This window comes from Streptomyces sp. NBC_00102 (assembly GCF_026343115.1).
Classification (GTDB): domain Bacteria; phylum Actinomycetota; class Actinomycetes; order Streptomycetales; family Streptomycetaceae; genus Streptomyces.
The window spans coordinates 3,229,708-3,244,603 of record NZ_JAPEMC010000001.1 but is presented as its reverse complement, the minus strand read 5'-3'; the positions used below and the strand labels follow the sequence as shown (position 1 = coordinate 3,244,603).

At 73.1% G+C, this 14,896-nt stretch carries 11 protein-coding genes; 6 read left to right on the top strand and 5 right to left on the bottom strand.

The window, feature by feature from the left end; translation table 11 throughout:
- The 3 genes from OHA55_RS14440 (at position 1) to OHA55_RS14430 (ending at position 5,407) form a co-directional block, all read left to right on the top strand.
- Entirely contained in the window at positions 1-1,641 is a 1,641-nt protein-coding gene (locus OHA55_RS14440; RefSeq protein WP_266706417.1) for a HAMP domain-containing sensor histidine kinase, read from the top strand.
- Positions 1,642-1,727: 86 nt separating this feature from the next.
- A complete protein-coding gene (locus tag OHA55_RS14435) occupies positions 1,728-3,197 on the top strand; it encodes a bifunctional glycosyltransferase family 2/GtrA family protein (RefSeq protein ID WP_266706415.1) in 1,470 nt (489 codons plus the stop codon).
- Positions 3,194-5,407 carry a glycosyltransferase family 39 protein gene (locus OHA55_RS14430; RefSeq protein ID WP_266706413.1) on the top strand — a complete coding sequence of 738 codons (2,214 nt, stop codon included), beginning with the start codon at positions 3,194-3,196 and terminating at the stop codon, positions 5,405-5,407. The genes OHA55_RS14435 and OHA55_RS14430 overlap by 4 nt, the downstream gene beginning before the upstream one ends.
- 141 nt (positions 5,408-5,548) lie before the next feature.
- Here OHA55_RS14430 and OHA55_RS14425 read toward each other — a convergent pair whose 3' ends face one another.
- The gene (locus tag OHA55_RS14425) at positions 5,549-6,715 is read right to left on the bottom strand and encodes a serine hydrolase (protein WP_266706412.1); all 1,167 of its coding nucleotides are present in this window, start codon (positions 6,713-6,715) and stop codon (positions 5,549-5,551) included.
- Between the two features lie 264 nt (positions 6,716-6,979).
- Between OHA55_RS14425 and OHA55_RS14420 the strand changes: the two genes are divergently transcribed.
- The 3 genes from OHA55_RS14420 to OHA55_RS14410 all read left to right on the top strand — a co-directional run bounded on the left by OHA55_RS14420 (position 6,980) and on the right by OHA55_RS14410 (position 9,761).
- Positions 6,980-8,566: an MFS transporter gene (locus OHA55_RS14420; protein ID WP_266706411.1), complete on the top strand. Its 1,587-nt coding sequence runs from the start codon at positions 6,980-6,982 to the stop codon at positions 8,564-8,566.
- Positions 8,567-8,643: 77 nt separating this feature from the next.
- On the top strand, positions 8,644-9,435 hold the full coding sequence (locus OHA55_RS14415) for a TetR/AcrR family transcriptional regulator (protein WP_266706410.1): 792 nt from the start codon (positions 8,644-8,646) through the stop codon (positions 9,433-9,435).
- Between the two features lie 107 nt (positions 9,436-9,542).
- Positions 9,543-9,761, top strand: a complete 219-nt coding sequence (locus OHA55_RS14410; RefSeq protein WP_266706409.1) for a hypothetical protein — start codon at positions 9,543-9,545, stop codon at positions 9,759-9,761.
- Positions 9,762-9,817: 56 nt separating this feature from the next.
- Here OHA55_RS14410 and OHA55_RS14405 read toward each other — a convergent pair whose 3' ends face one another.
- The 4 genes from OHA55_RS14405 to OHA55_RS14390 form a co-directional block, all read right to left on the bottom strand.
- Positions 9,818-10,792, bottom strand: coding sequence for an NAD(P)-dependent oxidoreductase (locus OHA55_RS14405; protein WP_266706407.1), 975 nt, complete (start codon positions 10,790-10,792; stop codon positions 9,818-9,820).
- 12 nt (positions 10,793-10,804) lie between these two features.
- Positions 10,805-11,281 (bottom strand): PPOX class F420-dependent oxidoreductase, encoded by a 477-nt coding sequence (locus OHA55_RS14400; RefSeq protein ID WP_266706405.1) that lies wholly within the window; start codon positions 11,279-11,281, stop codon positions 10,805-10,807.
- A 134-nt stretch (positions 11,282-11,415) separates the two neighbouring features.
- A complete protein-coding gene (locus OHA55_RS14395) occupies positions 11,416-12,231 on the bottom strand; it encodes a YceI family protein (RefSeq protein ID WP_266706403.1) in 816 nt (271 codons plus the stop codon).
- 182 nt (positions 12,232-12,413) lie between these two features.
- Complete coding sequence (locus OHA55_RS14390) at positions 12,414-14,885, bottom strand: MFS transporter (protein ID WP_266706401.1); 2,472 nt, start codon at positions 14,883-14,885, stop codon at positions 12,414-12,416.
- Between the last annotated feature and the right edge of the window lie 11 nt (positions 14,886-14,896).

Below are 14,896 nucleotides of genomic sequence, written 5' to 3'. Positions count from 1 at the left end.
ATGCGCGGGCGGACCGGGAGCGGCCGGACCATCGGTGGGGCGGGCGCCCGTGGTGGGGCCGGCGGCCGGGGGAAGGGCGGCCGGCCCTGGACGCTGCGGACCCGGCTGGTGGTCTCCGCCGTCTCGCTGATCGCCGTCGTCGCGGCCGTGATCGGCTCGGTGACCGCGATCGCCTTCCACAGTTACATGTACGGGAAGCTGGACGACCAGCTGGACTCCATCGCGATCCGGGCCGGGCTCGGCCCGGGGGCCGGTGAGCCGGGGCCCGGTGGTGGTCCGGGCGGCAGCGGTCTGCTCGACTTCATCGGCAACGGCGGCCAGCCCATCGGTACGGTCGGCGCGGTCGTCGCCGGGGACGGCACGGTCCTCGACTCGAAGGTCTTCGCCGACCAGGGCGAGGACACCATGCCCAGCTCCACCCCGCTGTCCGGCGCCCAGACCAAGGCTCTGGAGGCCTCCGGCGCGTCCGGCGACTCGGCCACGCACGACGTCGACCTGCCCGGACTCGGCTCCTATCGCGTCGAGTCGGCCTCCGCGAAGGGCGGGGTCACGTTCCTCGTCGGCATACCGAGCGAGGAGGTGAGCGGGGACATCGCCACGCTCATCCTGGTGGAGGTCTGCGTCACCGGGGCGGGACTCATCGCGGCCGGGATCGCCGGCGCCACGATGGTCGGCGTAGCGCTGCGCCCGCTGCGCCGGGTCGCCGCCACCGCGACACGTGTCTCCGAACTCCCGCTGCACAGCGGCGAGGTGGCCCCGCTCGTGCGCGTACCCGAGGCGGAGGCCGATCCGCGCACCGAGGTCGGGCAGGTCGGTGCCGCGCTCAACAGGATGCTGGGACACGTCGGTTCGGCCCTGGCCGTCCGGCAGGAGAGCGAGACGCGGGTCCGGCAGTTCGTCGCGGACGCCAGCCACGAACTGCGCACCCCGCTCGCCTCGATCCGCGGCTACGCCGAACTGACCCGGCGCGGGCGCGAGTCCATCGGGCCCGACACCCGGCACGCGCTGGGGCGCATCGAGTCCGAGGCCGAGCGGATGACCGGGATGGTGGAGGACCTGCTGCTGCTGGCCCGGCTCGACGCGGGCCGGCCCCTCGACCACCGCCCCACCGACCTCTCGCCCCTCGTCGTGGACGCGGTGAGCGACGCCCGTGCGGCGGACCGCGCCCGGTCGGCCGAGGGCGGGCACCTCTGGCGGCTGGAGCTGCCGGACCTGCCCGCGACGGTACGGGCCGACGCGACCCGTATCCATCAGGTGCTGGTCAATCTGCTGGGCAACGCGCGCAGCCACACCCCTCCCGGCACCACCGTCACCGCGTGCGTGCGCACGGAGCCCGGGTCCGGCTGGGTGACGCTGGAGGTGCGCGACGACGGGCCGGGGATCCCGGCCGCGCTGCTGCCGCACGTCTTCGAACGGTTCGCCCGGGGGGACGCCTCGCGCTCGCGCCACGCGGGCTCCACCGGCCTGGGGCTCGCCATCGTGCAGGCCGTCACGGCCGCGCACGGCGGGGAGGTCCAGGTGCGCTCGGTGCCGGGGGACACAGTGTTCTCCGTCCGGCTGCCGGCCTGCGCGGACCCCGGCGCGGAGAGCCACCGGACACCCACAGTTCACATCAACTCCCTTACGAATAACGCTATGTGAGGAACTGTCAGGTCGGCCTGGGAACTCACAGCCCGACCACAGCCTCAGCACAACGGTGTGACAGGGCGGCCCGCGAGTGTCGGACCATGCGAACCGACAACCCCTGGAGCGCCGGCACCAGTGCCCTGCCGGCCCGGCAGCATCTTCCGGCCGGGACGGTGGACGCGCACGGAGCGCCCGTACTCGTACTCGACGTGGTCGTACCCGTGTACAACGAGGAGAAGGACCTTGAAACCTGTGTGCGACGGCTGCACGAGCACCTGACCCGGACCTTCCCCTACCGCTTCCGCATCACGATCGCGGACAACGCGAGCACCGACACCACCCCGCGGGTGGCGTCCCGGCTCGAAGCGCTGCTGCCGGAGGTGGTCTCGTACCGGCTGGAGCAGAAAGGGCGCGGACGCGCCCTGCGTACCGTGTGGTCGCGCTCCGGCGCACCGGTACTCGCGTACATGGACGTCGACCTCTCGACCGATCTGAACGCGCTGCTGCCGCTGGTCGCGCCGCTGATCTCCGGCCACTCGGACCTGGCGATCGGCTCGCGGCTGGCGCGCAGCGCGCGGGTGGTGCGCGGGTCGAAGCGCGAGTTCGTCTCCCGCTCCTACAACCTGATCCTGCGCTCCTCGCTCTCCGCCCGGTTCAGCGACGCCCAGTGCGGGTTCAAGGCGATCCGGCGCGAGGTGGCCGAACGGCTGCTGCCGATGGTCGAGGACACCGGCTGGTTCTTCGACACCGAGATGCTGGTGCTCGCCGAGCGGGCCGGGCTGCGCATCCACGAGGTGCCGGTCGACTGGATCGACGACCCCGACTCCACGGTGCACATCGTGAAGACCGCCACCGAGGACCTGAAGGGTGTCTGGCGGGTGGGCCGGGCCCTGGCCGTCGGCGCGCTGCCGCTCGACCGGCTGGCCAGGCCGTTCGGCGACGACCCCCGGGACCGTACGGTGCCCGGCGTACCGCGCGGGCTGGCCCGGCAACTGGTCGGGTTCTGCGTGGTCGGGGTGCTCTCCACCGCCGTCTACCTGGCGCTCTACTCCCTCTTCCGGCTGGGCGTCGGCCCGCAGCCGGCCAACGCGGCGGCCCTGCTGGTGTCCGCCGTCGCCAACACGGCCGCCAACCGCCGCCTCACCTTCGGGGTACGGGGCCGGGGCGGGGCGGTCCGCCACCAGGCGCAGGGCCTCGTGGTCTTCGCCATCGGCCTCGCGCTCACCAGCGGTTCGCTCGCCGCGCTGTCCACCACGGCCCCCTCCACCTCGCACTCCACTGAGGTCGCCGTGCTGATCGCGGCCAACCTGGCGGCGACCGTGCTGCGCTTCCTGCTGCTGCGCGCCTGGGTCTTCCCGGAGCGCCGCGACGAGAGGCCCGCTCCGGCGGCTGCCGCCCCGGTGCCGCCCGCCGACAGCAGGCCCGGCGCGCGCCCCGCCGAACACCCGGCCCCCTTCGACGCCTTCGGTACCGCCCCGAAGACCACCCCGGCCGGAGTCGCCCGTACGGCTCCGATCACGGCCCCCGGCACCGTCCCGTACGCCGACGACGAACTGAGGAACGCCCGATGACCGCCTCCCTCCACCCCGACGCGTACCCCGCGCCACCGCCGCCCCCGGTGCCGCCCGCCGCGCCCCAGGCCTCCCACCGGGCGGCTCCCGCCGACGGGACCGGCCGGGCGGGACGGCTCTGGCGCGGCAGGCCCGAGGACCCGGCCTGGGCGCGCCCGGCCTTCCTCGGCCTGCTGCTGGTGGTCGCGCTCGCCTACGTCTGGAACCTCAGCGCCTCCGGGTACGCCAACTCCTTCTACTCCGCGGCCGTCCAGGCCGGCAGCGAGAGCTGGAAGGCGTTCTTCTTCGGCTCCTCCGACGCGGCCAACGCGATCACCGTGGACAAGCCTCCGGCCGCCCTCTGGCCGATGGCGCTCTCGGTGCGGATCTTCGGCCTCGGCTCCTGGGCGATCCTGCTGCCCGAGGTGCTGATGGGCGTCGCCACCGCCGGGGTGCTCTACGCGGCCGTGCGCCGCCGCTTCAGCGCCGCGGCGGGCCTCCTCACGGTGGGCGCGTTCGCGCTGACCCCGGTCGCCGCGCTGATGTTCCGCTTCAACAACCCCGACGCGCTCCTCGCGCTGCTGATGACCGTCACCGTCTACTGCGTGCTCCGCGCGGTGGAGAACGGCCGTACCAAGTGGCTGGTCTGGGCAGGTGTCGCGGTCGGGATCGCCTTCCTGGCGAAGACCCTCCAGGCGTTCCTGATCCTGCCGCCGCTGGCCGTGCTGTACGCGGTCGTCGCGCCCGTCCCCGTCCGCAAGAGGTTCGGCCAACTGGCCCTCTCGGCCCTGACGATGGTCGTCGCGGGCGGCTGGTGGGTGGCGATCGTCGAGCTGTGGCCCGCCTCCTCCCGCCCGTACATCGGCGGCTCGCAGAACAACTCCTTCCTGGAACTGACCTTCGGCTACAACGGACTCGGCCGCATCAGCGGCGACGAGACCGGCAGCGTCGGCGGCGGTGGTGGTGGCGGTCAGGGCGGCGGCTGGGGCGAGACCGGCATCGGCCGTATGTTCAACTCCGAGATCGGCAGCCAGATCAGCTGGCTGCTGCCCGCCGCGCTGATCCTCCTGGTGGCCGGGCTCTGGCTCACCCGGAAGGCATCGCGCACCGACGCGCGCCGGGCCGCGTTCCTCGCCTGGGGCGGGTCGCTGCTGATGACCGCGCTGGTCTTCAGCTTCATGGCCGGCATCTTCCACCAGTACTACACGGTGGCCCTCGCCCCCTACCTCGCGGCGCTCGTCGGCATCGGTGCCGTCGCGCTGTGGGAGGAGCGGGCCGATTGGTGGGCGAGTTCGGTGCTGGGCGCGACCGTCGCCGCCACCGCGGTCTGGGCGTACGTCCTCCTCGGCCGGACCCCGGACTACCTGCCGTGGCTGCGCTGGACGGTCCTGCTCTTCGGCCTGATCAGCGCCGTATGGCTGGTGTTCGCGGGACGGGTGGGACGGCCGCTCGGGCTCGTGGTCGCGGCGGTCGCGACCGCCGCGTCACTGGCCGGCCCGGCCGCGTACACGGTGTCCACGCTGAACACCGGACACCAGGGCTCCATCGTCACGGCCGGCCCCTCCGGCGCCAGCGTGATGGGGGGTGGCGGCGGCCCCGGCGGCGGAGGCGGCGGCATGCAGCCCCCCGGCGGCATGACCGCCCAGGGCAACGGCCAGGGCAACGGCGGCCAGGGCAACGGCCAGGCGGGTGGCCCGAACGGCCAGTTCCCCGGCGGCGGTACGCCTCCCACCGGTACGGCTCCGAACGGCACGGCGGGGCAGATGCCCGGCCAGGGCACGGGCGGCCAGAACGGCACGAACGCCGGCGGGATGCCGGGCGGCATGGGCGAAGGCGGCCCGGGCGGTGGCGGTGGAGGCGGCATGGGTGGCCTGCTCAACGGCGCCACGGTCTCGGCCGAGGCGCAGAAGCTCCTGGAGAAGAACGCCGACGACTACACCTGGGTCGCGGCGGCGATCGGTTCGCAGAACTCGGCCAGCTACCAACTCGCCACCGGGGATCCGGTGATGGCCATCGGCGGCTTCAACGGCAGCGACCCCTCCCCGACGCTGGCGCAGTTCAAGAGCCAGGTGTCCGCCGGGAAGATCCACTACTTCATCGGCGGCGGCATGGGCATGGGCGGCGGAGACAGCGGCACGTCCTCGAAGATCTCGGCCTGGGTCGAGGACACCTTCAAGGAGGTGACCGTCGGGAGTGCCACCTTCTACGACCTGACGCAGCCCAAGAGCTGACACGGTCCACGGCGGCACCTCATGAAGACCACCCGTCCCCACGGGTGAGGAGGGCCCGGCAGCAGCCCCATGGCTGTTGACCGGGCCCGACTCGGTCGGGGGACGGAATGCGGGCCGGGAACGCTGGGCCGGGCCCCGCGCTCAGTCCGCCTCCGCGACCCGTGCCGCGTACGTCCAGAACTCCCGCATCAGCTCCGGCGGCTTCGGCCCGCCCAGTTCGACCTGGGTCAGCAGCAGGGTGGCCAGCCCGGTGGACGGGACGATGTGCCCGGCGGTGCCGGTGCCGCCGATCCAGCCGTACCGCCCGCGTACGTTCCACGGGTCCTGGATCTCCACGTCGACCGACCCGCCGAACCCCCAGCCCTGCCCCTCCGTGAAGAGGCCGCTCGCCCTCCGCTGGGCCGGGGTGAGGTGGTCGGTCAGCATCTGCCGCACCGAAGCGGCCGACAGCAGCCGCGTCCCGTCGCCGGCCAGGCCGCCCGCGAGGAGCATCCGGGCGAAGGCGAACCAGTCGTCGGCGGTGGAGACCAGACCGCCCGCCCCCGAGGGGAACGCCGGCATGCTGCTCCACTGCCCGTCCGCCGCGTCGACCAGGTCGAACCCGCCGTCCTGGTGCGCCCGGTAGTAACCGGTGAACCGGCCGAGGTCCGCCGCCGGGACGGCGAACCCGGTGTCCTTCATGCCGAGCGGTTCGAACAGCCGCTCCGCCAGGAACTCCGGCAGCGACCGCCCCGAGACCCGGGCGATCAGCACCCCGAGGATGTCCGAGCAGGTGTTGTAGAGCCACGCCTCGCCGGGCTGCCGAAGCAGCGGGATGCGCGCCAGGGTCCGCATCCAGGTGTCCGGCTCCGCCACCGCCTGAGGCTGCGGCGGGCCCTGGTTCAGCTCGGAGAAGAGCGGCGCGACGGCCGGCAGCGCGAAGTCGGAGGGGAAGCCGTACCCGGCACGGAAGGTGAGCAGGTCGAACACGGTGATCGGCCGCCTGGCCGGTACGACGTCGTCGATCGGGCCGTCCGGCGTCGTGACGACCTTGGGAGCGCCCAGTTCCGGCAGCCAGGTCCCGACGGGCTGGCCCGGGGTCAGCCGCCCCTCGTCGACCAGCACCATCGTGGCGGCGGCGACGATCGGCTTGGTCAGGGAGGCGATCCGGAAGATGGTGTCGCGGGCCATCGGTGCGGACCCGTCGGTGTCCGCCGAGCCGGACGCGGTCACGTCCACGCGGTCGCCACGGGCCACGAGAGCCACGGCACCCGGGGCGGCGCCCCGTTCGACGTGGGGTTCCAGGAATGCGCGCAAGTCCGTCGTCATGGGACCCACCTTCGCGGTCCTCCCGCCGGAAGGAGGACTCCCGCGCCGACCGGGCCGCCGACCGCGCGTGCCGTGCCGACCGGTGGCAAACCCGGCCCGGGCACCTGTTCGCCCGTTCGGGTGAGTGCCGGACATTCACTTGTACGCCGTAGAAGAGCTCCCTTACGGTGTATGGCGATCGCTCCGTACCGCCAGTCCCGCAACGCCAGTCCCGCCCCGGCCACCGCCGGCCGCCGCGCAGCAGGCTGTCCCGTAGGAGACCGCATGACGGCGAACGCCTCAACCCCTTGTGCCGGCCCCGAACCCGGCCCCGGCCCCGAACCCGCCCTCCGCCCGCCTCCGCACCCCCGGCGCTGGCTGATTCTCGGCGTGATCTGCCTCGCCCAGCTCACCGTGCTGCTCGACAACACCGTCCTCAACGTCGCGATCCCCTCCCTCACCGGGGAGTTGGGTGCGTCCGGGGCCCAGGTGCAGTGGATGATCAACGCCTACTCGCTCGTCCAGTCGGGCCTGCTGCTCACCGCGGGCAGTGCCTCGGACCGCTACGGCCGTAAGAAAGCCTTGCTCGCCGGGCTCGCGGTCTTCGGAGTCGGCTCGCTGGTGGCGGCGTTCGCCCAGAGCCCCGGCCAACTCGTCGCGGCCCGTGCCGGGATGGGGGTCGGCGGGGCGCTGCTGCTCACCAGTACGCTCGCCGTCGTGGTCCAGGTCTTCGACGAGACCGAGCGGGTCCGCGCCATCGGGCTCTGGGCCACGGTCAGTTCCCTCGGCTTCGCGGCCGGGCCGCTGCTCGGCGGGGTGCTGCTCGGCCACTTCTGGTGGGGCTCGATCTTCCTCGTCAACCTCCCCGTCGCCGCCCTCGGGCTGGTCGCCGTGGCCCGCCTCGTACCGGAGTTCAAGAACCGGGACGGCGAACGCCCGGACCTGCTCGGTGCGTTGCTCTCGACGATCGGCATGGGTGCCGTGGTGTACGCGATCATCTCCGGGCCGGAACACGGCTGGGCCTCCTTCCGGGTGCTGCTGCCCGCGCTCGCCGGGGCGGCCGTACTGGCCGGGTTCGCGCTCTGGGAGCTGCGCGTGCCGTACCCGATGCTCGACATGCGCTTCTTCCGGAACCGGTCCTTCGTCGGCGCGGTGACGGGCTCGGTGCTGGTCACGTTCGGGATGGGCGGCTCGCTCTTCCTGCTCACCCAGCACCTCCAGTTCGTGCTCGGCTACGAGCCGTTGGAGGCGGGGCTGCGCATCGCCCCGCTCGCGCTCACCGTGGTCGCCCTCAACCTCACCGGTCTCGGCGCCCGGCTGGTGCCCCGGATGGGTACCCCCGCCACGATCGCGACCGGGATGTCGCTGCTGGCGGCCGGTCTTGCCGCGGTGGCGCTGCTCGCCCCGCACGGGTACGCGGGCATGCTGCTCGGCCTGGTCGTGATGGGGGTGGGGATCGCCCTCTCGGGCCCCCCGATGGCCGCCGCGATCATGGGCGCCATCCCGCCGGAGCGCGCCGGGGTGGGTGCGGGCGTCAACGGCACCCTCGCCGAGTTCGGTAACGGCCTCGGGGTCGCCGTCCTCGGCGCGGTCCTCACCTCCCGCTTCGCCGCGTTGCTGCCCCTCGCCGCCGCCGGTGCGGCCTCCCTGCCCGCCGCACTGGCGGCGGCCGGGGACGGCCCGGAGCGCACCGCCGTCACGCACGCCTTCGCGTCCGGGCTGGAGCGAGGCCAACTGGTGGGCGCGGCGGCGGTCCTGGTCGGCGGGCTGGCCGCCGCGTCGCTGCTGCGCAGGGCGGAGCGGGCCGGCGGAACTCCCGGTGCGGAGGAAAGCCCGAACACGCCGGGGGAGCCGACCGGTTCGGCGGCATAGCATCGGACGGGACATCCGGGGCATCCGTGACGGTGTCCCGCCCGGTCCGTCCCCCGGGCAGACGAGGAGAGTGCGCCATGGTGTCCGCGGCAGACCGGGCGGAGGAGCCCGCGCCGAGAACGGCTCCGGCCCCATCGGCCATGCGGACCAGCGTGTGGCTCACCGAGCGCCCGGCCTCGCGTACCCGCAGGTCGGAGGGTTCGCCCGCCGGCCTCGACCGGGACCGGATCACCGCCGCGACGGTCCGGCTGCTGGACGCGGAGGGCCTGGCGAAGTTCTCCATGCGCCGCCTGGCCGCCGAACTGGACGTCACCGCGATGTCCCTCTACTGGTACGTCGACACCAAGGACGACCTGCTGGAGCTGGCCCTCGACTCGGTCCACGGCGAGATCGCGGCTCCCCGCGAGGACGCCGCCTGGCCCGACCGCCTGCGCGAACTAGCGGCCGCGTACCGGGCGTTGCTGGTACGCCACGTGTGGGCGTCCTCGCTCGTCGGGAGCTTCCTCAACATCGGACCGCACTCCCTGCTCTTCACCCGCGCCGTGCAGGACGTGATCCGGGCGACCGGTCTCCCCCTGCACCGGCAGACCGGGGCGCTCTCCGCGGTCTTCCAGTTCGTGTACGGGTTCGGCACCATCGAGGGCGACCTCCGCCGCCGCTCGGCCGCCGCCGGGGTCAGCCAGGACGAGTACTTCCAGCAGGCGATGACCGCGTACCGCTCCGAGCCGAGCCTCAAGCCGGTCGTCGACGTCTCGCAGGGCCTGATGGACGCGCGCGGCGGCGACACGGTCGAGGAGATGCGTGAACGGGACTTCGCCTTCGCGCTGGACCTGCTGATCGCGGGCATCGAGACGATCCGGGACCGCTGAGACGAGCGGTACGACGCGTCGCGAACGGACCGGCGCCCCCGGCACCCCGGCGACCTCGGCGACAACGAGGGGTTGACGTGACAACGAGGGGTTGTCATCCTGGGGCCATGGCAGAAACGACGGACCTCACCGCGCACGAGCAGACCTTCGACCGCATCAGGGAGGCCCGGGACCGGGCCGTCCACCACACCCGGCTGGCCCGGGAGTCCGCCGTCGAACGCCGGGACCTGATGCAGGGCCTCATCGGCCAGGGCGTGTCCCAGGCGGACATCGCCCGCGAACTGGGCGTGAGCCGCCAGGCCGTCCAGAAGATGCTGGCCTGCTGAGACCCGGCCCCCTGCCGCGGCCCGATCCGGACGGAAAAGCCCGGCCGGGCGGCCCGTCAGTAGCCGCGGCGCACGTCCACGGCCAGCTCCGGCCGCCGTCCCGCGACCGACTCCGCCCAGCAGGCGGCGAAGTCGGCGACGATGTCCCCGTCCTCCGTGATGCCCGCCGAATGGGAGGTGACGACCGTGCGCGGCAGCCGCCAGCACGGATCACCGGGGGCGGCCGGCTCGGACGGGAGCACGTCCAGCACCGCTCGCCGTACCGCCCCGGCCCGCAGCGCCGTCTCCAGCGCCGGCAGGTCCACCGTCGCCCCGCGCCCCACGTTGACGAACGACGCCCCCTGCACGCACCCGAAGCGCTCCGCCCCGAAGTAGCCCTCCGTGGCGGCGGTGAGCGGCAGCGCCGCGACCACCCAGCGCGCCTCGCCCAGCGCCTCCCGCTCGGCGTCCCCGCCGGCCGCCACCACCCGGTCGAAGCCGGCCGGCGGGACGGCGGGCGCGGTCCGGGCCACCCCGACCGTGCGGAGCCCGCAGGCCCGCAGCAGGGAGGCCACCGCCGAGCCGATCCGGCCGGTGCCGTGGATCAGCGCGGTCTGCCCGGCGGCGAGTTCGGACGGTTCGCGCCGCCACTCCTCGCGCGCGTGCCGCGCCGCGAACTCCGGTACCGACTGGCACTCGGCCAGCACCCAGGCCAGCACGTACTGCGCGATCCGCTCGCCCATCCGGCCGACCGTCCGGGTCAGCAGCGCCCCGGCGGGCCAGGTGCCGGGCGCGAGCAGCGCGTCCGTACCGGCGTTGACGCTGTGGAACCAGATCAGTTCATCCTCGGGCAGACCCGCCGGGCGGGTGGCCCCGACGTAGACGACCGGTCCCGTACCGCCCGGTGGCCCGTCCGCCGGGTACGCGGCCCACGGGCGCCCGGTGGTCGCCGCCAGCCCCAGGCGGACGGCCGGGGAGACCTCGGGGGCGGTGAGCAGCCGGGCCCGGGTGAGGAGGCCGGGGCCGGGCGGGACCGTGGTCGCGGAAGTCAATCGGGGCGGTCCTCAGGCGTCCGTGCCCGTGACGAGCCGGGCGGGGAAACCGCCGGTGGCGATGGGTCCCCAGCGCTCCGGGGTGATCCGGATGATCGACTTGCCCTGCTTGATCATGGCGGCCCGGTACTCGTCCCAGTCCGGGTGCTCGCCGGAGATGTTGCGGAAGTACTCCACGAGCGGCTCGACCGAGTCCGGCGCGTCGATGACCTCGGCGGAGCCGTCGATCTGCACCCAGGGGCCGTTCCAGTCGTCGGAGAGGACGACCACGCTGACCTTGTCGTCCCGCTTGGCGTTGCGGGTCTTGGCACGCTCCGGGTAGGTGGAGACCACGATCCGCCCGGAGTCGTCCACCCCGCAGGTCAGCGGGGATGCCTGGGGGCGGCCGTCGGACCGCGCGGTGATCAGCAGCGCCCGGTGCCGGGGCCTCACGAACTCCAGCAACTCGTCACGGTCGGCGGTGGTGTTGGTCGCGATGTGGGGAGCCATGTGCCCAGCTTAGGCGGTGTCCGCACAGCCCGCCCGGGACGTCCGGAGGGCCTGCCACCGGCCCCCGGACGCACGGCGGGCCGGTCACCGGCGGAGGGCGTACCCTCCGCGGCGGCCGGCCCGTCGCGTACGGCTCAGGAGGGCAGGGAAGAGCCCTGGACCGCCTGGACGTCCAGCTCCACGCGGAGCGTCGTGCCGATGGCGGAGATGCCCGCCTTCACGACCTGGTTGTAGTTCATGGCGAAGTCGTCACGGCGCAGCTCGGCCGTCGCGCGGAACGCCGCCCGGACCCCGCCCCACGGGTCGGGGCCGGTGCCGAGGTAGGTGAGGTCGAGGTCGACGGGGCGGGCGATGCCCCGCATGGTCAGCTCGCCCTCGACCGTCCAGCGGTCCGGACCGGCCGGGACCAGCGCGTGGGAGGTGTACGAGAGTTCGGGGAACCGGTCCACGTCGAGGAAGTCGGCGGACCGCAGGTGCTTGTCGCGCAGGCCGTTGCCGGTGTCGATGCTCGCCGCGTCGATGACGGCGTCCACCCGGGACCGGGCGATGTCCTCGTCGATCACGATCCGGCCGCTGAACTCGGTGAACCGGCCGCGCACGCTGGAGATGCCCAGGTGCTGGGCGGAGGCGGCCACCGAGCAGTGCGCGGGGTCGAGCGACCAGTCGCCGGGCGGCGGGAGTTCCACGCCGCCCTGCCGGGCCAGGACCACGGTGCCGGCCTCGATCCGGCCGCTGGCCGTCACGAGGGCGGTGGAGGCTGCGGGGGCGTAACCGATGGCGGTCACGATCACCGTGTACGCGCCGGCGGGCAGCGGCTCTTCCGTGCGGGTCGCACCGTCTTCGTCGGCGGTGGCGCGCAGTATCTGGTTGCCGGTCATGTCGGTGACCGTGACGATCGCGTGCTGGACCGCCCAGCCGTCCCGCGTCCGTACCTGTGCGCGAAGTCCCATACCGTTCTCTCTCCTTGTTCACTGGCTCGCTGACTCGCCGTCTCGTGGAACGAGTCGGGCCCCGGCGGGCGGTGCGGCAGGCCGTCCCCTGCCTGCCGCACGCTCCACCGGGGCCCATTTCCACCGGCCGGGACAGACTCTCCGCTGAAAGTGCCGTCCCGCCAGGGGTCTTTACCGCTCGGTCACTCGCCGGGGTGGACGAGTTCGATGTCGTGTCCGTCGATCCCGTGACCGGCGACGGTCACGGTGCTCGCCACCGGCGGGTAGCCGGTCGCGACGACGGAGTACTCGCCGGCGTCCAGATCGGTGAAGGCGTACGCGCCGTCCGCACCGGTCGTGGAGGTGGCGACGACATTGCCGGCGGCGTCGATCAGGGTGACGCGGGCGTCCGTGAGCGCGGTACCGGCGGCACCGGCGCGCACCACGCCCTGGACGAGGGCACCGGCCTGGAGGGCGGCCTCGACCCGGGTGACACCCGTGCCGGCGATCTCCACCGGGAGGGCCAGCGGGCGGTAGCCGTCCGCGTTCACCGCGAGGGTGACCGTGCCGGGGACCAGCTCGCCGAAGGCGAAGTCGCCGCTCTCGCCGGAGGTGCCGGTGGCGAGTACGTCACCGCGCACGTCGGTCACGATCACCATGGCGCCCTGGACCGGAGTACCGGCCTCGGCGGCCCGGACCGTACCGGCCAGTCCGCTCGTGCCCGAGAGCAGGATGTCGTAGGCCAGCGGCTCGTCACCGACGACCACCGTGGACGCCTGCGGCTGGCAGCCGTCGGCGGAGGCGATCAGCACGTAGCTGCCGTTGCCCGGGGCGTCGAGGACGTACGAGCCGTCCGCCTGGGCCACCGAGCGGCCCAGCTGGCGTCCGCCGAGCGAGATCAGCGTGACGGCGGCCTGGGCGACGGGAGCGCCGTCCGCGCCGCGCACCACACCGCGCACCGGGGTGCCCTCGATGACGAGGGTGTCGGTCGCGGCCGGAGCCTCCAGGGTGGCCGTCGCGGTGGCCGCGGCGACAGGGGCGGCGGTGACCGCTTCCGCGACCTCCGTCGCGACCTCTTCGGTGGCGGCCGGAGCCGCGGCGGCCTCGCTGCCGGTGTTCGTCCGGAGCGCGACCTCCTTGATGAAGATCGCGAAGAGGAAGGCGAGCAGTGCGCAGGGGGCGGCGAAGAGGAAGACGTCACCGACGCCGTGTCCGTACGCGGCCTCGACGACCGCACGCATCGGGGCGGGCAGCGTCGCCAGGTCCGGGATGCCGCCGCCGGTGCCGCCGGTGCTCTTGACACCGAGGTCCGAGAGGCCGTCCGTCACGTAGTGGGTGACGCGGTTGGCCATGACGGCACCGAGCGCCGAGACGCCGATGGCGCCACCGAGCGAACGGAAGAACGTGACCACGGAGCTGGCCGCACCGAGGTCCTGGGGAGCGACCTGGTTCTGCGCGGCGAGGACCAGGTTCTGCATCATCATGCCGACACCGGCACCGACGAGGAACATGAAGATCGCGACGTGCCAGTACGTCGTGTCGTACCGGATCGTGCCCAGCAGGCCGAGACCCGCGGTGACCAGGACGCCACCGGAGACCAGCCAGGCCTTCCAGCGTCCGGTCTTGGTGATGACCTGACCGGAGATGGTCGAGGAGAGGAAGAGACCCGCGATCATCGGGATCGTCATGACGCCGGACATCGTCGGCGACTTGCCGCGCGCCAGCTGGAAGTACTGGCTGAAGAAGACGGTGCCCGCGAACATCGCGACACCGACGAAGAGCGAGGCGACCGAGGCCAGGGTGATCGTCCGGTTGCGGAAGAGCCGCAGCGGGATGATCGGCTCGCGGGCCTTCGACTCCGTGAAGACGAACGCGCCGATGAGGGCGACGACGCCCACCAGCATCACGACGGTCTGCCAGGAACCCCAGGCGTACTTGTCGCCGGCGAAGGTCACCCAGAGCAGCAGCAGCGAGACGCCCGCGCTGATGAAGAACGCGCCGGTCCAGTCGACCTTGACGTCACGCTTGACGACCGGGAGCTTCAGGGTCTTCTGGAGCACGAAGAGGGCGATGATCGCGAACGGCACACCCACGTAGAAGCACCAGCGCCAGCCCATCCAGCTGGTGTCGGTGATGACACCGCCGAGCAGCGGACCGCCCACGGTGGCGACGGCGAAGACCGCGCCGAGGTAACCGCTGTACCGGCCGCGCTCACGCGGGGAGATCATCGCGGCGAGCACGACCTGGGCGAGGGCGGAGAGACCGCCGACGCCGATGCCCTGGACCACGCGGAAGACGATGAGCATGCCGGAGCTGGTCGAGAGACCGGCCGCGCAGGAGCCCAGCACGTAGATGACCAGGGCTATCTGGACGAGCAGCTTCTTGCTGAAGAGGTCCGAGAGCTTGCCCCAGATCGGGGTGGTCGCGGTCATCGCCAGCAGGGAGGCCGTGACCACCCAGGTGTAGGCGCTCTGGCCGCCGCCGAGGTCGGAGATGATGTGGGGGAGAGCGTTGGAGACGACCGTCGACGACAGGATCGCGACGAACATGCCGAGCAGCAGCCCGGTCAGCGCCTCCATGATCTCCCGGTGTGTCATCGGCGCGCCCGCGGAGGCTTCGGAGCCCCCGTGCTTGGCGTGGCCGCCCCGCACACCGGTCGGTGTGGTCGTAGCCATGAATGTCCTTT